The organism is Anaerotignum faecicola (assembly GCF_003865035.1).
GTDB lineage: Bacteria > Bacillota > Clostridia > Lachnospirales > Anaerotignaceae > Anaerotignum_A > Anaerotignum_A faecicola.
This window is the reverse complement of the sequence record NZ_BHVZ01000012.1, coordinates 12998-32674: the sequence shown is the minus strand read 5'-3', so window position 1 is coordinate 32674 and position 19677 is coordinate 12998. Positions and strand designations below refer to the sequence as shown.

19 protein-coding genes and 1 other annotated feature are annotated in these 19677 nt (G+C 47.4%); of the genes, 2 read left to right on the top strand and 17 right to left on the bottom strand.

Going from position 1 to position 19677, the window contains the following annotated elements:
* Nucleotides 1-53: 53 nt before the first annotated feature.
* From EJE48_RS09760 to EJE48_RS09745, 4 genes are read right to left on the bottom strand one after another with little or no spacing between them, the layout of a single operon-like run.
* Entirely contained in the window at nucleotides 54-1010 is a 957-nt protein-coding gene (locus tag EJE48_RS09760) for a GerMN domain-containing protein (RefSeq protein WP_118578751.1), read from the bottom strand.
* 12 nt (nucleotides 1011-1022) lie between these two features.
* Nucleotides 1023-2483, bottom strand: a complete 1461-nt coding sequence (locus EJE48_RS09755; RefSeq protein WP_118578753.1) for a sensor histidine kinase — start codon at nucleotides 2481-2483, stop codon at nucleotides 1023-1025.
* Entirely contained in the window at nucleotides 2464-3153 is a 690-nt protein-coding gene (locus EJE48_RS09750) for a response regulator transcription factor (protein ID WP_118578755.1), read from the bottom strand. The genes EJE48_RS09755 and EJE48_RS09750 overlap by 20 nt, the downstream gene beginning before the upstream one ends.
* 11 nt (nucleotides 3154-3164) lie before the next feature.
* Complete coding sequence (locus EJE48_RS09745) at nucleotides 3165-3551, bottom strand: ComEA family DNA-binding protein (RefSeq protein WP_207667387.1); 387 nt, start codon at nucleotides 3549-3551, stop codon at nucleotides 3165-3167.
* 137 nt (nucleotides 3552-3688) lie between these two features.
* Between EJE48_RS09745 and EJE48_RS09740 the strand changes: the two genes are divergently transcribed.
* Nucleotides 3689-5092, top strand: a complete 1404-nt coding sequence (locus tag EJE48_RS09740) for a serine hydrolase (RefSeq protein ID WP_124984535.1) — start codon at nucleotides 3689-3691, stop codon at nucleotides 5090-5092.
* A 59-nt stretch (nucleotides 5093-5151) separates the two neighbouring features.
* Here EJE48_RS09740 and hydF read toward each other — a convergent pair whose 3' ends face one another.
* The 13 genes from hydF to EJE48_RS09675 form a co-directional block, all read right to left on the bottom strand.
* Nucleotides 5152-6330, bottom strand: a complete 1179-nt coding sequence (gene hydF, locus EJE48_RS09735; protein ID WP_118578761.1) for a [FeFe] hydrogenase H-cluster maturation GTPase HydF — start codon at nucleotides 6328-6330, stop codon at nucleotides 5152-5154.
* A 9-nt stretch (nucleotides 6331-6339) separates the two neighbouring features.
* Nucleotides 6340-7380 (bottom strand): [FeFe] hydrogenase H-cluster radical SAM maturase HydE, encoded by a 1041-nt coding sequence (hydE, locus tag EJE48_RS09730; RefSeq protein ID WP_118580332.1) that lies wholly within the window; start codon nucleotides 7378-7380, stop codon nucleotides 6340-6342.
* A gap of 124 nt (nucleotides 7381-7504) precedes the next feature.
* Entirely contained in the window at nucleotides 7505-8278 is a 774-nt protein-coding gene (locus tag EJE48_RS09725; protein ID WP_016408479.1) for an ABC transporter ATP-binding protein, read from the bottom strand.
* Nucleotides 8271-9155, bottom strand: coding sequence for an ABC transporter permease (locus tag EJE48_RS09720; protein ID WP_118578763.1), 885 nt, complete (start codon nucleotides 9153-9155; stop codon nucleotides 8271-8273). The genes EJE48_RS09725 and EJE48_RS09720 overlap by 8 nt, the downstream gene beginning before the upstream one ends.
* Nucleotides 9156-9181: 26 nt before the next feature.
* Nucleotides 9182-10162 carry an ABC transporter substrate-binding protein gene (locus EJE48_RS09715; RefSeq protein WP_118578765.1) on the bottom strand — a complete coding sequence of 327 codons (981 nt, stop codon included), beginning with the start codon at nucleotides 10160-10162 and terminating at the stop codon, nucleotides 9182-9184.
* Between the two features lie 127 nt (nucleotides 10163-10289).
* Nucleotides 10290-10537: a binding site (T-box leader), on the bottom strand.
* 125 nt (nucleotides 10538-10662) lie between these two features.
* Nucleotides 10663-11148: a QueT transporter family protein gene (locus EJE48_RS09710; RefSeq protein WP_016408482.1), complete on the bottom strand. Its 486-nt coding sequence runs from the start codon at nucleotides 11146-11148 to the stop codon at nucleotides 10663-10665.
* A 208-nt stretch (nucleotides 11149-11356) separates the two neighbouring features.
* Nucleotides 11357-11599, bottom strand: coding sequence for an HPr family phosphocarrier protein (locus EJE48_RS09705; RefSeq protein WP_016408483.1), 243 nt, complete (start codon nucleotides 11597-11599; stop codon nucleotides 11357-11359).
* On the bottom strand, nucleotides 11596-12546 hold the full coding sequence (gene whiA / locus EJE48_RS09700) for a DNA-binding protein WhiA (protein ID WP_016408484.1): 951 nt from the start codon (nucleotides 12544-12546) through the stop codon (nucleotides 11596-11598). The genes EJE48_RS09705 and whiA overlap by 4 nt, the downstream gene beginning before the upstream one ends.
* Before the next feature lie 26 nt (nucleotides 12547-12572).
* On the bottom strand, nucleotides 12573-13445 hold the full coding sequence (rapZ, locus tag EJE48_RS09695; RefSeq protein WP_016408485.1) for an RNase adapter RapZ: 873 nt from the start codon (nucleotides 13443-13445) through the stop codon (nucleotides 12573-12575).
* Between the two features lie 29 nt (nucleotides 13446-13474).
* Complete coding sequence (murB, locus tag EJE48_RS09690) at nucleotides 13475-14383, bottom strand: UDP-N-acetylmuramate dehydrogenase (RefSeq protein ID WP_016408486.1); 909 nt, start codon at nucleotides 14381-14383, stop codon at nucleotides 13475-13477.
* Nucleotides 14384-14395: 12 nt separating this feature from the next.
* Nucleotides 14396-15307 carry an HPr(Ser) kinase/phosphatase gene (hprK, locus tag EJE48_RS09685; RefSeq protein WP_118578767.1) on the bottom strand — a complete coding sequence of 304 codons (912 nt, stop codon included), beginning with the start codon at nucleotides 15305-15307 and terminating at the stop codon, nucleotides 14396-14398.
* A gap of 71 nt (nucleotides 15308-15378) precedes the next feature.
* Nucleotides 15379-17244: an excinuclease ABC subunit UvrC gene (uvrC, locus tag EJE48_RS09680; RefSeq protein ID WP_016408488.1), complete on the bottom strand. Its 1866-nt coding sequence runs from the start codon at nucleotides 17242-17244 to the stop codon at nucleotides 15379-15381.
* Nucleotides 17245-17418: 174 nt separating this feature from the next.
* Complete coding sequence (locus EJE48_RS09675) at nucleotides 17419-17793, bottom strand: RidA family protein (protein WP_016408489.1); 375 nt, start codon at nucleotides 17791-17793, stop codon at nucleotides 17419-17421.
* A gap of 233 nt (nucleotides 17794-18026) precedes the next feature.
* Between EJE48_RS09675 and EJE48_RS09670 the strand changes: the two genes are divergently transcribed.
* On the top strand, nucleotides 18027-19619 hold the full coding sequence (locus EJE48_RS09670) for a peptide chain release factor 3 (RefSeq protein WP_016408490.1): 1593 nt from the start codon (nucleotides 18027-18029) through the stop codon (nucleotides 19617-19619).
* Nucleotides 19620-19677 lie beyond the last annotated feature (58 nt).

Here is a 19677-nt window from a genome sequence, read left to right as displayed (position 1 = left end):
AAATCATGAAAATTGTTGTCCAGAGTATCGGACGCTTCATTTCTGTTCTCCTCTTATTTCTCCTCAAGTCTTCTGATACTGTCAACTGCTGTAAACGGCGTTTTGAACTGCAAATTATCCTTATAGGTATCCAGCTTTTTCCCTTCTACCAGAAACTGCACGCGGTCAATCTGATCCAGCTTGCACAGGGAATTTACAATCGAATAAATCGTCAGCAGCTCCTCCCTTTCTCCGCCGGTGTGCTTCAGCACAAATTCCTCACTCAGATTGACATAGCAGGTGCCGTCATCTGTTGTGGTTACATCCTTGATTTTTGTACCGACAGGAATCGTTGCAACACTGCCTTTTTCCTCCGGTCCTGCAATCAGCTGTTCCAAAACGGTTTTTTCTCTGGTCTGGTTTGCGTTTACCTCTACCACACGCTCCTCCGCCACCAGATCCGTGCCTTCCGCATTTGCGAAATACAGTGTCAGAATTGCGTAGCCTGTGGTTTCCGCGGAAATTTCCGTATCTATCCAGACATTATCTCTGTTGAAAATCGCATACGCCTCACCGTTCTGATTTTTCAGCGGCTCACCCTCTACCAGAATTCGTACATTCTTCACGAAATCCAGAGAGGTCAGCGTCCAGACGACAGAGGAACGGCAAATAGTCTCCTCCAAATCATTCATCTGTAAATATTCCTCGGAAAAATCCACCGTAACAGTGGCTTGCTCCAGCGTAACAGAGCGTATCTCCAGATTCTGCGGCATAGAAGCTGTCGCACCATCCGCATTAGGGCCCTCCTGTAAAATCGCAAGCACGTTTTTCAGCATTGCCTCCTTGTCCGTTCGGGGAATATTTTTTTTCAGAGCACCCATGCCGCCGTCACTCATCATATAATAAAAATCCACTCTTTCCTCATTCGATGAAACTACGGTATCATATACCAGAACGGAACAGGGAATCAGTATGACCAGCACAATAAACAGGACAATCAGCTTTCGCGCCAAAGATTTTCGTTGTGTCATAAAATTCCTCCTTTACCCGTGTGTGGTCGGCTGCTTGAGAGGAATCCGCACCAGAATGGTCGTGCCTTCCTCCTCCTTGCTGTTTACCTTAATGCTGCCTTTGTGCATCATGATGGTGCTGTGGGTAATGGAAAGCCCAAGCCCTGTGCCGCCGGTTTCTCTGTCTCTTGTTTTATCCACACGGTAGAAGCGTTCAAAAATACGGTTGACCTCATCCTCCGGAATCCCAATGCCCGTATCTGCCACGCTGATAAATACGTTTTGATGGTCTGCATCTAAAGAAACCTTTACGGTTCCTTCCTCCGGGGTATATTTCACTGCATTATCAACCAAATTAGAAATCGCAAGGGAAAGCTTCATTTCATCTGCCTCTGCATGGATTTCCTTTGATGCGTCCCATTGCAGAGAAATATACTTGGCATCAGCCATCGGCTGCAAGCGCTTGATGATATCCGTCATCATCTGCGTAAGATTTGTTTCCTTAAAATTCAGGGGGATTTCCTTTTGATCCAGCTTAACAAGCGTCAAAAGGTCATTGATGATTGCAGTCATACGGTCAACCTCAGAGGTAATATCATGCAGAAATTCCACATACATTTCCTTCGGAACATCCTCCTGCAGCAAAATAGATTCACTCAGCACCTTTACGGAGCTTAAAGGCGTTTTCAGCTCATGTGATACATTGGAAACAAACTGCTGGCGGCTGGATTCTACCTTTTCCAGCTGGTCTGCCATCTGGTTACAGGAAATCGCAAGATCCACAATTTCATTATGCACAATCCCTCTGACCTTTGCACGCTGTTCAAAATGCCCCTCAGACATTTTGCGAATAACGTCAATCAGATTTTTCACAGGCTCTGTAAAGACCTTTGAAATAATAACCATCACAATCAGCACTAGAAGGACAAGCGTTCCCAACAGCAGATATGCCTCCTTGCCGATATCTCCAAGAATATCATGCACATCTGCCAAGCTGTCTACAATCAGCACAACGCCCACACGCGTATCACCTGCACCAACAATAGAGGCTGCGGCATAAACCGTACCGTTTTTCTGCTCCTTTGCGGTATCCTTATGCTGTAATGCCTGCACAACCTCAGGCAGAAGCAGCGTTTTCCCGACATCCTCATAGCCTGTATCATAGGTTACCAAGCAGGAGGAATCTAAAATCATAACACGAAAATTCTTTTCCTGACTGGTCTCCAAAATGGTTTCCTCCAGTGCGCTGCGGTTTTCTTCATCAAACAAAAATTCCGAGGATGTAACCTGTCCGGAGATAACATTTGCCTGACTGAGCAGGACCTTCTTCCGCTCATCCAAGAAATATCCCTGAACAGAGTGAAGAATGGTGCTTGCCAGAAGCAGGAGCGGAACAATCCCCCCTACCAGATAGCCTGCAAGCATAATCCAGCGCAGAGAAATAAACGGGAGCTTTTTCTTTTCTTTCGTCGCTTTAGTTAAAATAGTAACCAACTCCCCATTTTGTAAAAATATACTTCGGTTCGCTCGGATTTACTTCAATTTTTTCTCTCAAACGGCGCACATGTACATCCACCGTACGCACATCACCGGGGTAATCATAGCCCCAGACGGTATCCAGAAGCTTTTCTCTGCTGTAAACCTTTCCGGGGTTTTCCATGAGCAGCTCCAGAAGGTCGAATTCCTTCGCGGTCAGGTTTACCTCCTTTCCGCTGATAAATACACGTCTGCTGTCGAAGGAAAGTTCTAGGTCTCTTGCCTTCAGAACTTTTTTCTCCTGTGTCTCGGTAGGTGCTTTTTTCACACTGCGGCGCAGAATGGCTTTGATTCTCGCCTTCAGCTCAAGAATGTTAAAGGGCTTTGTGATGTAATCATCCGCACCGTATTCCAGCCCCATAATTTTATCCATATCCTCGCCCTTCGCCGTTACCATAATAATCGGCACCTGTGAAAATTCTCTTGTCTGCTGGCAAACCTCAAGCCCATCCATCTTCGGCAGCATCACATCGAGCACCACCAGATCGAAATTCTTTTCCTTGATGTTTTGCAGAGCCTCTTCCCCATCATACGCCGCAGTAACCTCCATGCCGTCCTGCTCCAAGGAAAATTTAATCCCCTTTACGATGAGCTTTTCATCATCCACCACTAAAATCTGATACGCCATTTTCAGCCTCCTTATTCTCCCACTGTAATTTCATCCTGTATTTCTGCAAAGGTTTTTTCTCCGATACCGGAAACACGCATCAGCTCCGCGATATCAGAAAAGCCGCCGTTTTCCTCCCGATACGCAACAATTTCCGCCGCCTTTTTCTCGCCAATGCCGGAAAGGCGCGTCAGCTCCTTCGCTGTTGCGGTGTTGATATTCAACCTGCCTGCATCATTTTCTGCGTTTATTTCCCGTTTTTCGGTGATTTTCTCCGCAGAAGCAGGTGTTCCCATTTCCAATGCGCCCGTTGCAAAGCTATGGCTGTACCAGATGCCGCTGAACAGAAAAAACAGCAGCACTGCCAGAAGCTTCAGGCGTTCTATTCCGATTTTTTTAAAAAATGTATTCTCATGCAACTTTAATACAAACCTCTTTTTCTTTTTCGTTTCATGTGATAAAATAAGGTATTGCCGTTTCCTTCGGAAACGCAGATACTCATACGAAATAACTATATCACATATAAGATAAATTTTCAAATATATAGGAGATTCACATGAAAAAACGATTGACACGATTCCTGCCGTTCTTATTGGCATTTACGATAGCTCTCCCCTCTTATTCCGTCTTTGCAGAAGAAGAAAACCAAGCAAAAGAAACGCAAACAAATGAAACAAACGAAACGCAGGCAGATGAGACCACCGCGAACGATACGCTGAGCCTTGCCGCAGAAACCGCCGTTCTGATAGATGCGGCAAGCGGGGAAATTCTCTATGATAAGGATGCAGACAAAAAAATGTATCCTGCCAGCATCACAAAGCTGATGACAATTCTTCTGGCATTGGAAAACGGCAAGCTGACGGATGAAATCACATTTTCCCACGATGCCGTTTACAACATTGAGCCCGGCAGTGCGCATATTGCCATCCTCGAAGGCGAAACACTAACCTTGGAGCAGGTGCTGCGTGCAATTATTCTGCGTTCCGCAAACGAAGCCTCCAACGGCGTAGCGGAATATGTGGATGGCTCTGTGGAGGCATTTGCCAAGCACATGACGGAGCGGGCGAAGGAGCTCGGCTGTACAAATACAAATTTTGTCAACGCCAATGGACTGTTTGATGAAAACCATTACACCACCGCACATGACATGGCGCTGATTGCAAGGGAGCTGCTCAAGCACGAGGAATATCGTTCCATGATGAGCGAAACCGATTACGAAATTCCCCCGACCAATCTACAGACAGAAACCCGCTATCTGCATGGACAGCACCAGATGCTGAACCCCAATTCCATCTATTATTATAAGGATGCCATCGGCGGCAAAACAGGCTATACCGTTGAGGCAGGCAATACACTTGTGACATACGCCGAACGGGACGGGCTGACGCTGATTGCCGTTGTGATGAAGTGCAATGGTGCGGAGCATTATACCGATACCGCTGCTTTGTTCGATTACGGCTTTGCAAATTACGCATCCGTGAAGATTGCCGCGGTCAGCGACTATACCTCAACCGTACCTGTAACCGAAACCTATAACAAAAAAGCCGTTGCCTTAGGCAAGGTGACGATTGCACCAAGCGAGGATGTGTATTACACCCTGCCGAAGGGAACGGATGCCTCTGCCGTTACCGTAAAGACGGATATTCCCGAAGGTGTAGAGGGCGCAGTCAAAAAAGGGCAGACCCTCGGCACATTGCAGCTTTCCTATAATGGCAAAACGCAAACCGTTGATTTGATTGCACAGAATGCTGTAGACGCGCTGACAGATACACAGAAGGCAGAGCTGGATAAATCCTCTCTTTCCGGCATGGTGAAAAGGGTCGCCATCGGTGTGGGGATTGCGGCAATCGTTCTCCTTCTTATTTTCTGCATCACCCGATTCATCGGCTACAGAAGCTATCAGCGCAGAAAGCAGCTGCGCAGACAAAGACCCCGCAGAAGAAGAAATTACAGAAGATAAACAAAAAGCAGACATTCGTAGAAATAAATTCTATGGTGTCTGCTTTCTTTTTCTGTTTTTTATAATCCCAAAGGCGCAAGGCTTCTTTCCAGAATCCCATGAATATAGGCGATACAGATGCCGTAATTCGTCATTTTCGCGCCCTGCTCCTTCGCTATGGAAAGTCGGTGCTGCATTTCCTTTTCATTCAGCATGCAGCCGCCGCAATGCACAATCAGCGCATAGGGAGATAAATCCGCAGGGAATGTGCCGCCGCTTGTAAATTGAAACTGCAATTCCTTCCCCGTATATTCCCGAATCCAACGGGGCAGCTTGACCGTTCCGATATCCTCACACTGACGGTGATGGGTACAGCCCTCGGAAATCAGTACCGTATCTCCATTCTTCAACTGCTCCAAGGCTCTCGCCCCTTTGACATTTTGCTCCAGATTGCCCTTATACCGCGCCATCAGAATCGAAAACGAGGTCAGAGGGATATCCTCCGGTACGATTTTAGAAACCTTCCCGAAAATCTGGCTGTCCGTGATGACCAGCTTCGGACGTTTTCCAAGGGCTGCCAGCGTTTCCGCAAGCTCAAAATCTCTTGCGACAATCGAAACCGCGCCCGCCTCCAGAATATCCCGAATCGTCTGCTGCTGCGGCAAAATCAGCCTGCCCTTCGGCGCAGCGGAATCAATCGGCACAACTAAAACCACAAAATCATTTGGTTCCAGTAAATCCCCGATAATTCTGCGTTCCTTCTCCCCCTTTGGTGCTAACGCAGCAATGCGTTCCTTCAAGACGGAAATATTTTCGCCCGTTTTTGCGCTGACGAAAATTTCATTTTCTCCATCCTGCTTCTGCGTCAAATCCGCTTTGTTTTTTACGATGATATACGGAATGCTTCTCTTTTGAATTTCTGCAAGAATTGCCGCATCCTCCGCCGTTTCCCCGACAGACGCATCTATCACGATAACGGCAATATCGGTTTTTTGCAAAACCTGATATGCCTTTTCTACGCGCATTTTTCCAAGTTCCCCCACATCATCCAGACCGGGGGTATCAATCATAACAACAGGCCCAAGCGGCAGCAGCTCCATTGCCTTCTGTACAGGGTCTGTTGTTGTGCCTGCCACATCAGAAACGATTGCTAAATTCTGTCCTGTCATGACATTGATAACGCTAGATTTTCCTGCATTTCTTCTGCCGAAAATCCCGATATGTATCCGTTCCGACAACGGTGTATTGTTCAGTCCCATTTTTTCCTCCTATTCTACCAGAGAATCTCCGCGGGCGCTGACCACCCGATAGCCAATGGATTCCATCTCTGCCTTTAAAAGGGCAAGCCCCTCCGCCGCTTCATCCCCCATGGAGCGTTTGTTATCATACAGACTGTAAAGCTTTCTGTTTTCCTGCGGGGAAAGGTTCGGCATGACAACATTTGCCCCTGCCAGAATCCCCATTTTCCGCCCATCCGGATGAATGGTGCTGAGTGCCGTTGTAGAGGGCAGCAGCACCTTTGGCAGCATCAGCCGCAGAAGTCCCAGAAGGAAAAGTGTCAGTTCCAATGTACCTGCCTTTTCCTCCCGAAAGGGCGTATCCTTCTGGGGAATGAAGGGTCCAATGCCAATCATGTGGGGATTCAGCTCCTTCAGAAACAGCAGATCCTCCGCCAGATGCTCTGCCGTCTGCCCAGGCGAGCCAACCATAATGCCGCTTCCTACCTGATAACCGATTTTCTTCAGGTTCCGGAGACAAGCCTTGCGGTGGTTTAAATCCAGCTCCGCGGGATGCAACGTACGATAATGTGCTTCGTTTGCCGTTTCGTGCCGCAACAAAAAGCGGTTCGCCCCTGCCGCAAAATACGCTTCATATTCTTCCCTTTCCCTCTCCCCGATGGAAAGCGTAATCGCACAATCGGGGTATTTCTCACGCATAGAACAGATAATATGCGTCATTTTTTCCTGCGTAAAATACAGATCCTCGCCGCCCTGCAAAACGAAGGTACGAAAGCCGAGGGCATACCCCTGTTCACAGCAAGAAAGGATTTCCTCCTCCGTCAGCCGATAGCGTTTCAGTCCTTCGTTCCCTCTGCGGATACCGCAGTAATAGCAGTTATTTCTGCAATAATTCGTAAATTCAATCAGCCCTCGAATATAGATATCCCTGCCGTAATGCTGATGGCGAATGTCTCTCGCCTTTGCAAAAAGATATTCCGCCAAATCTGGCGTTCTGCCATTCAGCAGGGTAATCCACTCCGTCTTGGTGAGGGCTTTTTCTCTCTCCAATTTGTCAATTAAATGCTTCATCTTAATTCCCATCAACCTTCTATCTTTTGCATTTTCTCTGAGTATACCATAAACGGATTCCTGTGAAAAGCACAGAAAAAATCCTCGGACGAAATTATCCGAGGATTGTATATGCAGCTCCCAGTCAGTTTCCACATTCGATACTGATTTTCGTGAAGATATCCAGAATATCATCCACCTTTGTATTGACCTTTTCTTCTCCTGCCTTATCCAGCACGATATGGCCCTTATCCATCATAATCAGACGACTGCCGTATTCCACCGCATAGCGCAGGTTATGCGTTACCATCATTGCCGTCAAGTGCTTTTCCTGCACCACCTTATTCGTCAATTCCATGATGATATCCGCCGTTTTGGGGTCAAGTGCAGCGGTGTGTTCATCCAGAATCAGAAATTCAATCGGAGTCAGCGTTGCCATAATCAGCGTTGCCGCCTGTCTTTGTCCGCCGGAAAGCGCCCCCAGCTTGACATTCATTTTATTTTCCAGACCCAACCCCAGAATGGAAAGCTGTTCCTTATAGAAATTTTCTCTTGCCTTATTCACACCCCTGCCCAGACCGAAGGGCTTGCCCTTATTATCCGCCAGAGACATATTCTCAAGCATTGTCAGATTTGGACAGGTGCCTGCCGAAGGGTCCTGATAGACACGCCCAATGGTGCGATATCTCTGAAAATCCTTCATTTTTGCAATATCCTTGCCGCCAATCAGCACCTCTCCTTTCTGAATGGGGATGCTGCCGCAGATGATATTCAGCATGGAGGTTTTGCCCGATCCATTACTGCCGACAATCGAAACAAATTCGCCGTCGGGCACAGTCAAATTAAAATCCTCAAACAGCAGTGTTTCGGAAATGGTGCCGGGATTATAGATTTTTTTGATATGCTTCAATTCAAGCATGCTCCGCACCACCCTTCTGTTTATTACCAAGAATCAAAATAATCAGGAACAGCACTGCCGTTGCCAGCTTCATCAGATTTGCGGGAAGACCCAAGCTGATTGCCACCTGAATACAAGCCTTATAGAACACACTGCCGACCAGAACCGCCGTAGTGCCCTTCGCAAAGCTAACCTTACGGAACAGGGTTGTGCCGATGATAACCGCCGCCAGACCAAAAACCATCTGCCCTGTCCCCATGGTACTGGAGAAGGCTCTCTGCTCCATGCAGACCAGCGCACCGGAGAAGGCAACGAGTGCATTTGCAACCGTCAGCCCGATAATCTTTACAATGCCCTTATCCTTTGCAAGGGTGGTTACCAGTGTGCTGTTATCACCAACTGCACGCAGGAGCATGCCGCTTTTTGTCTTAAGATACCAATCCAGAATGAATTTGAAAATCACAGCTACTAGCAGGGATACTACAAATTTACGCATCATCAGGGTAGAATTGCCCATCACAGCCATAATCGGACCGGAGGTATAAATCGTGCCGATGGCACGTTCCACCGCCAGATTGGAGCCTGCAATCTGCAAATTGATGGAGAACAACGCCGTCATAGTGATGATACCTGCCAGAAGGTCTCTGACACCGAATTTCACATGAATGACACCTGTTACCAGTCCGGCTGCCGCGCCCACCAGAAGCGCCGCTACAAGCACCAGAAAGGGGTTCATCCCCTTTACCAGAAGAACTGCCGTAATCGCCGCCCCGAGGGGAAAGCTGCCATCTACCGTCAAATCGGGAAAATCCAGTATTTTATATGTAATATAAATGCCGTAGGACAACAGGGCGTAAATAAAGCCCTGTGTCAGCGTGCTGATAATCAAATCAAACATAAAGGAACCTCTTTCTATGCGGACGCTTATTCCGCAGTTACATCAATCGCATTTTCCACATCTGCACTCAGCTTCAGTGCAGCCATTGCATCGGGATTTACATAAATTTCAAATTCGGAAATGGTTTCGTAGGGCATATCGGATGCTTTTGCCTCACCCTTGAGAATCTTTGCTGCCATCATACCTGTCTGTCTGCCCAGTGCAACGTATTCAATCCCTGCGGAGGCTACGCAGCCCAGCTTTACCTGCTCGATTTCACTGCCGTAAACAGGGATGCCTGCTTCATTTGTTTTTTCCAGAATGGAAGGCAGAACGCCGACTACGTTATTGTCTGTCAGGTTTGTGAAGCAGTCCACACCCTTCGAAATCAGCGTATCTGTTGCCTGATTCACCTCTGCCTGTGTCATAACGCCCAGTGCTTCAATCTTGAAGCCGTATTCTCCTGCCTTTTCCTGATATTCCTTTACTGCGGAAACGGAATTGGGTTCGCTTGTTGTGTAAAGAATCCCGATTGTTTTTGCATCGGGCTGAACCTTACGAATCAGCTCAAGCTGTCCTTCGATGGGAAGCTTGTCGCTGGTGCCTGTGATGTTGCCACCGGTCAGCTTTGCTTCCTCAGGGTCGGTAATTGCTGTGAAGATAACAGGGATATCCTTATCCTCTGCCGCCGCATAGCAAGCAGTTGCGGATGGTGTTGCAATCGCACACATCAGCGCAACATTCTTTGCAGAGAAGTTCTGTGCAATCTGTGTTGCGGCGTTGTCATCAAAGCCTGCATTCTGATATTCAATCTTGTAATCCACGCCTTCCTTCAAACCTGCTTCCTCCAGACCCTGCAAAAAGCCCTCTCGACAGTTATCCAAAGATGCGTGCTGTCCATACTGATTGATGCCGATAACGGGAATATCTCCACTTGCCTTATCATCTGCCGCATTGCTGCTGCCGCAGCCTGTCAGTGCCATTGCTGCCATCACCATTGCCATTGTCATTGCCATAAACTTTTTCATACCAATCGCTCCTTTTCTCATACTGTTTTTTGTTTCCTTCTGTCTCGTCTCATCTCGTCTTAGCTGTTTTCTCGAACGAGGTACTCGATTTTGCCGAATAAAAAAAGCCTTATCACATAGTAATCTACTATGGGACAAGACTTGTATATTCCTGCGGTACCACCCAAATTGATGAAAAAATCATCCGCTCTTTCCACTGTACAGCCATACAGTTACGCTCTGGTAACGGGTGCGTTTCCCGTCGGTTACTACTCGCTTTCGCTTTCGACCGCCCTCATAAGTCCATTCACCCATCCTCTCGCTGTTGCGATTCCACCATCCGCAACTCTCTGAAAGCTGATTTGAAAGGCTACTCCTCTTAATCATCGGTTTCTCTCTTTGGTTAGTTAGATTATAGCACCCCGATTTTATTTGTCAAGAGCTTTTTTTCAAAAAAATAAAAGCAGAAAAATAAGGACTCTCCCTGCCCCAAAAGCAGGAAAAGTCCCTGTTTTTTGATTTTATGCGATTTTCAGGCGTTCCACCAAGGTGCTGTTTTTCAAAACCTGACGGAACAGAACATAACCCAAAACGGAAACGGAAAGGAATTCCCCAAACGCAACCGTTGCCATGCTCAGCAGAAGCGGACTGCCGAACAGATACAGCTCAATGCCGATGAATGCATTGCAAAGCACAGGCCAAAGGCTTGCGCCGAACAGTGTTTTGCTGCATTTCGTAATCCCCACAAGAGAAGCCGCTGTGCAGGCTGTGCCGAATACAACGTCCATCATGCCGAAGGGGCTGAAGCAGTTCGCGATGAAACAGCCAAGCACCAGACCGGGCGCATACTTTTTGTCGATAAATGCCATCAGCATCAGCACCTCGGAAATACGAATCTGAATCATTCCGAAGCTAAGTGGTGCAATCGCCAATGTCATCACAACATAAATTGCCGCAATGAGCGCTGTGGAAACCAGAAATTTTGTGTTTACAATGTTTTTGTTCATTAAAAAAAGACCTCCTGTTTTTTATTTACCGAGATGGTGGGATACCCATGGTCCGTTCGTGGTCCTTTTCGGTGGTATCCGTAGCAGGTACATCTCGTTTGTTCAGTTGCTTTGACAGTATAACACAGGTGCAGAAAGAAATCAACCCTGCCGTTGATTCTCCGACAGGGTTTTTTGTATGTAATGATTGCTGCTCTGTATAAAAAAATTATGCCAATACTGCCGCCAGCTCTTCCACTGCCGCTGCTTCGTCCTTGCCGTCCGCAGTAATCAGGGCAGTCTGCCCTTCCTGCATATTCAGCGCGATAGTGCCCATAATGCTCTTTGCGTTAATTCTTTTTTCATCCACACTAACCTGAATTTCAGATTCAAATTTCCCGGCCGTCTGCACGAAATACGCAGCCTGTCTTGCATCCAAGGATGCCTTGATGGTAATTGATTTCTGTGTCATTCTATTCCACCCTTCCCTTCTCTTAATGCCTCAGCAATGCTGCTGATTTTACGCAGTCTATGGTTGACACCGGACTTTCCGACAGGTGTCATGAGGAAAGAACCCAGCTCTTTCAAGCTTCTGTCCGGATATTCCAATCGCACCCTCGCCACCTCTGCCAACTGCTCCGGCAGACGCGCAAGCCCGATGGTTTCCTCAATATAATTGATATCCTCTAATTGCTTTACAGCCGCTCCGACCACCTTATTCAGGTTCGCCGTTTCACAGTTGACTTTTCTGTTGATATCATTGCGCATTTCCTTGACGATGCGGACATTCTCCAAATCCATCAGCGCCAGTGGTGCCTCCATGATATTCAACAAATCGACAATCTGTTCACCTTCTTTCAGATAGACGATATAATGCTCTTTTCGCTCTACCACCTTGGCATCCAATCCGAAGGCATTGATTAACTCCCGCAGCTGCTCCGCCGCAGACAAATCCGCCAGAACGAATTCCAGATGATAGTTCTTTTCCGGATCATTTACAGAGCCGACAGAAATGAATGCGCCGCGAATATATGCCCGCCGACAGCAGATGCTGCTGACCACAGGCGGATAAATCCGCTTTTTCAGTTTCTTCTGTTCCTTTTCTATTGTTAAAATACCGGTTGCCTGTAAGATGGCTGCTGCATCGCGTACAAGCAGGGTATACACCTTAGTCTGCCGCTTCTGCCCGCTGATTCTTACAGATACATCCGCTATCATATTAAAAGTATTTCTCAATAATGTAAAGCATTTTTTCACAGCGTAATCATTCTCTGTTTGGATTTTTAAACAAAAATTTCCGCCAAACACGGCTATCTGTCCATAGATATTAACATACGCTGCAATTTCCGCAATTTCACAATGTCTTCCATTTCCAAAATGAAGGGACAACTCACCCTTAACCTTAGACGAAAATGACAAATTTGCCCCTCCTTTCTGTTTTTTGCTTATTTCTTGTGTCTGCTGTCCTTTTCAATGTCATTATGCTTGAGAAGGAGGGTGTGTCCATCCTTTCCAAGGGCATTGTAAAGGGCATTCGTAAGGGTAACAGAGCGGTGCTTGCCGCCCGTGCAGCCGATGCTGATGACAAGACTATTTTTGCCCTCTTTAATATAGTGCGGAATCAGAAATTCCAGCATATCCACCAGCTTTTTCAGAAATGTTCGGCTTTCCTCAAAGCTCATCACATAGCTGCTGACAGGCTCATCGTTGCCCGTCATTTCCTTCAGCTCCTGAATATAAAAGGGATTGGGCAGAAAACGTACATCGAATACTAAATCACTGTCCGCAGGAATTCCGTATTTAAAGCCAAAGGATTGCACCGTAATCATCAGATTTTCGTAAGATTGATTTTCTACAAAAATACGGTTAATCTGCTCCTTGAGCTGTCGGGTCAAAATCTGGCTCGTGTCGATGATATAGGTTGCCTTACGCTTGACATCCTTCAGTATTTCGCGCTCCTTCTGAATTCCCTCTTGAATGGAGCCGTTTTTGGAAAGAGGATGACTTCTTCTGGTTTCCTTATAGCGTTTAATCAGCACATCATCCGAGGCATCCAAGAATAAAATCTCATATTCATATCCCTTATGCTGCAAATCAGACAGTACCTCAAACAGGTCATTAAACAGCTTCCCGCCACGAATATCAATCCCCATGGCAACGCGCTCGATTTCACCCTCCTGCTCATAGCAAAGCTCCGCAAACTTCGGCAGCAATGCAGGGGGAATATTATCTACACAGAAAAAATTGATGTCCTCCAGAAATTTCAGCACAGAGGTTTTCCCTGCGCCGGACATCCCCGTTACAATTACAAACCGCATACTCCTTCACCGACCTTTCCCATCTCTCCTTATTCTTCTCCGACGATTTTCACTTCCGTTTCCAGTGTCACACCGAATTTATCCTTGACTTCCTTCTGGCAGAACGCAATCAAATCCAGAATATCCTGTGCCGTTGCGCCGCCGATATTAATCAGAAAGCCGGAGTGCTTTTCGGATACCTGTGCGCCACCGATGGTTTTGCCCTTTAGCCCTGCATCCTGCACCAGCTTCCCTGCAAAATACCCCTCAGGACGCTTGAAGGTGCTGCCTGCACTGGGGTACTGTAAGGGCTGCTTTGCCCTTCTCTGCTCTGCCAATTCTGCCATGCGTCCACGGATTTCTGCGATGTTGCCTTTTTTTAATTGCAGCGTTGCCCCCAGAACGATATAGCCCTTTTCAGGAATACTGCTGTAGCGGTAGCCTAAATTCAGCTCCGCCGCAGGAATGGTCTTGATTTCTAAATCCTGCGTCAGCACATCCACACTTGCTAGCACATCCTTCATTTCGCCGCCATACGCGCCTGCATTCATCACAACTGCGCCGCCGATGCTGCCGGGAATCCCGCTTGCAAATTCCAGACCGGTCAGACCCTTATCCGCAGCCCTTGCCGCAACAGCACTCAGCAGTGCACCGCCCTTGGTATGAATTGTATTCCCTTCTATCGTAATCTCCGCCATACGGTTATAAATCTGAATCACCGCGCCGCGGATGCCTTTATCCCTTACCAGAAGATTGCTGCCGTTGCCAATCACCAGAACGGGCATTTCATATCTATGCAAAATTTCAAAGGCAGCACGCAGTTCCTCTGCGCTTTTCGGCTGAATAAAATAATCCGCCGCGCCGCCCACACGAAATGTCGTATGCTCCTTCATCATTTCATGTAGCTTCAGCCCTTCCTCTCCCAGACAGGCAAGAAGCTCCTGTTTCAATCTTTCCATCGTTTCACCTTCTTATTTTCCGATTCGATTTGCAAAATCCTGTGCGGTATTTTTCCCCATCTTCTTCTGACGGTTTGTCATTGCCGCCGATTCACAAATCATTGCCACGTTTCTGCCCGGGCGCACAGGAATCGTATTCAGCTGCACCTTATTTCCCAGAATATCCATATATTCCTCATTCAGCCCCAACCTGTCATAGGAATCCGCCTTCCCATCCCAGACCTCAAGCTTAATGACAAGGTCAACCGTTTTCTGCTCCTTTACAGAGCCGACACCGAACAGCTCCTTTACATTCAGAATCCCGATGCCGCGCAGTTCAATCAGATAGCGGATAATCTCCGGACAGGAGCCAATCAGCCTTCTGTCGGCAATCCGTTTGATTTCCACTGCATCATCCGCAATCAGGCGGTGTCCTCTTTTAATCAGCTCCAGTGCCGTTTCGCTTTTCCCGATGCCGCTTGCACCTGTAATCAGCACGCCCTCGCCGTAAATATCCACAAGAACGCCGTGCATCATCACACGGTCTGCCAGTTCCTCTCTCAGCCAGAAAATCAACTCCGCCGTAAAGTCGGTTGTATTCTGCGCGGTGCGAAAAATAGGTATGCTGTATTCTCTGCCGTATTCCACCATTTCGGGGAAAATCTCAAGATTCTTGCAAACCACCAGACAGGGAATATGATACTGAAATAAATGGCGGATGGCATTTTTTCTGTCCTCATCGTTCAGACTCAGCAGATAGCTGTATTCCACACGCCCAATCACCTGCAAGCGGTCGCTGTCAAAGCGTTCATAAAAGCCTGCCAGCTGTAATGCAGGGCGGTTAATTTCCCTACGCAGAACAGAACGCCCCTCCAGACTCAATTCCGGCAAAACGCTTTCCAGTTCAAATACCTCTACGATTTTTTTTAACTCCGCAGAATACATTTGCGGCTCACCTCGTCTTTCGTTTTTCTATAAAATCAAATAATCTCCTAAATATATATCTTACCCGAAAATCATCCGTTTTGCAATTCCTCCCGATGGAAAAAAAGATAGACCTGCTCCGCCGCAGGAATCGTCATGCCATCCACCTCTAAAAGATCTGCCACCTCTGCTGCGGCAATCCTTTCGATTGAGCCGAAATGGCGCAGTAAAGCCTTGCGGCGTACCTCACCGATGCCCTTGATATCATCCAGAACGGAATGAAGATTTCTTTCGTCGCGCAGCTTTCTGTGGTAGGTAATGGCAAAGCGATGCACCTCATCCTGTATGCGCGTCACCAGCTTAAAGCCCTCCGAGGTCAGGGGAATTCTGATTTCCTGCTCATGAAACAGCAGTCCTCTGGTGCGGTGTCTGTCATCCTTTACCATACCACAGACAGGGATATCCATCCCAAAGGCAAGCAGAACCTCCTCTGCGGCGTGTACCTGCGTTTTGCCGCCATCCATCAGGATTAAATCGGGCAAACGGGTAAAGCTGGAGGTTTTGCCCTCTGTGTTTTCCTTGATGGCATGGCTCAGGCGGCGCGTGATGACCTCCTTCATAGAGGCATAATCATTTGCCCCGACAACGGTTTTAATCTTAAACTTACGGTAGTCGCTGTTTTTGGCGCGCCCATCCTCGAACACAACCATCGAGCCGACCGATTCAAAGCCCTGCGTATTGGAAATGTCATACGCCTCTACACGCTTCAGCTCGTCCGGCAGAGAAAGTGCCTGCCGCAGCTCTTCCATTGCGCCCTTCGTTCGCTGCTCCTCTCGTTTCAGCTTTTCGCCAAACTGCTCGAAAATGAGCATCGCGTTCTTATGCGCCAGCTCCGTCAGCTTATGCTTTTCTCCCTTGATGGGAACGGTTAAGGTCACACGACTGCCTCGTTTCTCGGAAAGGTATTCCGCAATCAGGTCGCTTTCCTCTGCCACAAGCCCTTCCTGCAAAATGATTTCCTTCGGGATATAGGCGGTACCGCTGTAAAACTGCTTAACAAATGCCGTCAGAATCTCCGCGCGGCTCTGCTCTGCAAAGGCGGTCAGGGTGAAATTCTCCCGTCCTGTCATTTTGCCGCCACGGATAAAGAACACCTGCACCAGACATTCCTCATACGCACGCACAAAGCCGATGACATCCGCATCCCCCAGACCGGTGTTGGAAATTTTCTGCTTTTCCGCAACGCTTTTAATCGCGGCAATTTTATCCCGCAGTGCCGCCGCCCTTTCAAATTCCATATTTTCCGATGCCATCAGCATTTCCTGCTCCATTTTCTTCATGATAGTATGGTGCTTTCCTTCCAGAAAATCCATAGCATCCTTGATATAGACCTGATATTCCTCAGGGGGAACCCTTCCGCTGCATGGCGCAATGCACTGCCCGATATGGTGATTCAGGCAAGGACGTTCCTTCCCGATATCCCTCGGAAATACCTTCTTGCATTTACGGATCGGGAACAGCTTATGCAGGGTTTCGACGGTTTCCTTCGCCGCCAGCACATCCGTAAACGGCCCATAATATTTCGCCTTGTCCTTCTCCATTCGGCGTGTGATGAAGATGCGCGGAAACATCTCCTGCACCGTCACCTTGATATAAGGATAGCTTTTGTCATCCTTCAGAAGAATATTATAATAGGGATGATGCTTTTTAATGAGGTTACATTCCAAGAGAAGCGCTTCCATTTCGGAATCCGTTACGATATATTCAAATTCGCGGATATTCGGCACCATGGAACGTGTTTTTGCCGTCTGATTGCGGCTGCTTTGAAAATACTGCCGCACGCGGTTTTTCAAATTCACTGCCTTCCCCACATAAATGATATGCCCGTTTTCATCCTTCATCAGATAAACTCCCGGCTTTTGGGGCAGCTTTTTCAATTCCTCCTGAATATCAAACATGACCTCACCTCTTTTCCGATTTTTTACTCTGCTCTCTATTATACAAAAGGGAGTATTTTTTTACCAGACTCTCCCCTGTCAATTTTTCTTGTAATTCTCTTTTTCATACAAAAAAGAAGTCCCTGTCTGGGACAAGGACTTCTCTGTCAGCTAAAATCGGAATTTTAACTGAAATTATTTCATTTCTGCAATAACTTCAACTTCGCACAGTACGTTCTTAGGCAGTGTTTTAACTGCTACGCAGGAACGTGCAGGCTTGCCTGTGAAGTATTTGCCGTAAACTTCGTTGAATGCTGCGAAGTCGCCCATATCAGCCAGGAAGCATGTTGTTTTTACAGCATCTGTGAATGTCAGACCGTTTGCTTCCAGAACTGCAGCCAGGTTTTTGCAAACCTGTTCAGCCTGTGCCTGAACATCGGAACCAACGATTTCACCTGTTGCGGGATCCAGTGCAATCTGACCGGATGTGAACAGCAGACCGTTTACGGATACTGCCTGAGAATAGGGACCCAGTGCTGCGGGTGCTTTATCTGTGCTTGTAAATTTCATTTTCATTACCTCCAAAATTTTTTATTTTTGTTACATTTCCTAACGTTCTTATTTTAGTCCAAAGACATTCTCGCGTCAATGTATTTTCCCGAAAAACATGAAATTTTTCTCTCTCCTGCACTTTTTTCCTATCTTTGTATTCCATTTTTGTGGAAATTCGGGTAAAATAGAAATAATGTGTATTCAAATATAACAAAAAATACCCTATTCCACGAAAGAAAGGAAAGAAATATATGAGTAATGCAGATGCAATTCAGAAGCGGCGTATTTTTGGGATTATTTCCCATCCCGATGCCGGTAAAACAACATTGACGGAAAAGCTGCTGCTGCACGGCGGTGCAATCCGCGAAGCAGGTACGGTAAAGGCAAGAGGGAAAAACAAATTTGCAAAATCCGACTGGATGGAAATTGAAAAACAGAGAGGGATTTCCGTTACCTCCTCCGTTATGCAGTTTGAATATGATGATAAGGTTGTTTCCATCATGGACACTCCGGGGCATAATGACTTTGGTGAGGACACCTATCGTATCCTGACCTCTGTAGACAGCGCAGTTATGGTTATCGATGCGGCAAAGGGTGTCGAAGCACAGACTGTAAAGCTGTTCAAGGTCTGTTCCATGCGTGAAATCCCTATTTTTACCTTTATTAACAAATTAGACCGTCAGTCCAAGGACCCACTGGACTGTATGGCGGACTTGGAGGATGCATTAGGTCTACCCTCCACCGCTGTCACATGGCCTATCGGCAACGGTCTGACCTTTGAAGGCATTTATGACAGACTGGAAAACAAGGTTTATCTTTATAAGCAAAAGGATGGCGTGATTGCGCTTGGTGCAAACGGTGTATTCGGTGATACGCTGGAGGGTATCATTTCTGATGCGAATCTGGATATCCTGCGTAGTGAGATGGAGCTTCTGGACGGTGCAGGCAATCCCTTTGATTTGCAGGCAATCAAGGACGGCAAGCTGTCTCCCGTATTCTTCGGCTCTGCACTGGCGGATTTTGGTGTAACGCCCTTCCTGCATCATTTCCTGGAATGGTCTCCCGCTCCCGGTACTAGAAAGACTACTACAGGCGAGGTCAACCCCAATGATGATTTCTTCAGCGGTTTCATTTTCAAAATTCAAGCGAACATGAACCCTGCGCACCGTGACAGATTGGCATTCTTCCGCATCTGCTCCGGTACGTTTACCAGAGGGATGAGCGTAACCCTTTCCCGTACAGGCAAGCAGATGAAGCTGAGCCAATCCACACATCTGATGGCGAATGACAGAGAAACCGTGGAAACTGCCATTGCAGGCGATATCATCGGTATTTACGACAGCGGCAACTTCCAGATTGGGGATACGCTGACAGACAGAAAGGAAAAGCTCTTTTTCGAGCCATTGCCGACCTTCCCGCCCGAGCTGTTCTGCCGTGTGCGCCCTGTGAACTCCCTGAAGGCGAAGCAGTTCCAGAAGGGTGTACAGCAGCTGGCACAGGAGGGTGCAATTCAGGTATATCATAACGAATTTAATGATGTCATTCTGGGTGCGGTTGGGCAGCTGCAGTTTGAGGTATTCCAATACCGCTTATTGAATGAATATAATTCCGAAATCCGCATGGAACCCCTGGAATATCAGGTGGCGCGTTGGGTTGCGCCCGGTTCTCCCAAGGATGTCAAGGATTATGTGGTAGCAAGAAGCACTCTGGTTTATGACCATTTTGAGCGTCCGATTCTGCTGTTCGCGAACCAGTACACGCTGAACAATTTCATGCAGAAGAATCCTGAGGTAAAGCTGGTTGAGGCATTGGATGTGGACGACACCGAGCATCTGGAAGGGTAAAGAAGACCTTTTTCTTCTCTGGGGACGCTGTCCCCAGACCCCTGCAAGGGCATCATGC

Bases quoted from the DNA above. Each gene is read 5' to 3' on its own strand.
- EJE48_RS09760 (WP_118578751.1), bottom strand. From the start codon at position 1,010: ATGACACAACGAAAATCTTTGGCGCGAAAGCTGATTGTCCTGTTTATT.
- EJE48_RS09750 (WP_118578755.1), bottom strand. From the start codon at position 3,153: ATGGCGTATCAGATTTTAGTGGTGGATGATGAAAAGCTCATCGTAAAG.
- EJE48_RS09740 (WP_124984535.1), top strand. From the start codon at position 3,689: ATGAAAAAACGATTGACACGATTCCTGCCGTTCTTATTGGCATTTACG.
- hydF (WP_118578761.1), bottom strand. From the start codon at position 6,330: ATGGGACTGAACAATACACCGTTGTCGGAACGGATACATATCGGGATT.
- hydE (WP_118580332.1), bottom strand. From the start codon at position 7,380: ATGAAGCATTTAATTGACAAATTGGAGAGAGAAAAAGCCCTCACCAAG.
- EJE48_RS09725 (WP_016408479.1), bottom strand. From the start codon at position 8,278: ATGCTTGAATTGAAGCATATCAAAAAAATCTATAATCCCGGCACCATT.
- EJE48_RS09720 (WP_118578763.1), bottom strand. From the start codon at position 9,155: ATGTTTGATTTGATTATCAGCACGCTGACACAGGGCTTTATTTACGCC.
- EJE48_RS09715 (WP_118578765.1), bottom strand. From the start codon at position 10,162: ATGAAAAAGTTTATGGCAATGACAATGGCAATGGTGATGGCAGCAATG.
- EJE48_RS09710 (WP_016408482.1), bottom strand. From the start codon at position 11,148: ATGAACAAAAACATTGTAAACACAAAATTTCTGGTTTCCACAGCGCTC.
- EJE48_RS09705 (WP_016408483.1), bottom strand. From the start codon at position 11,599: ATGACACAGAAATCAATTACCATCAAGGCATCCTTGGATGCAAGACAG.
- rapZ (WP_016408485.1), bottom strand. From the start codon at position 13,445: ATGCGGTTTGTAATTGTAACGGGGATGTCCGGCGCAGGGAAAACCTCT.
- murB (WP_016408486.1), bottom strand. From the start codon at position 14,383: ATGGAAAGATTGAAACAGGAGCTTCTTGCCTGTCTGGGAGAGGAAGGG.
- hprK (WP_118578767.1), bottom strand. From the start codon at position 15,307: ATGTATTCTGCGGAGTTAAAAAAAATCGTAGAGGTATTTGAACTGGAA.
- uvrC (WP_016408488.1), bottom strand. From the start codon at position 17,244: ATGTTTGATATTCAGGAGGAATTGAAAAAGCTGCCCCAAAAGCCGGGA.
- EJE48_RS09675 (WP_016408489.1), bottom strand. From the start codon at position 17,793: ATGAAATTTACAAGCACAGATAAAGCACCCGCAGCACTGGGTCCCTAT.
- EJE48_RS09670 (WP_016408490.1), top strand. From the start codon at position 18,027: ATGAGTAATGCAGATGCAATTCAGAAGCGGCGTATTTTTGGGATTATT.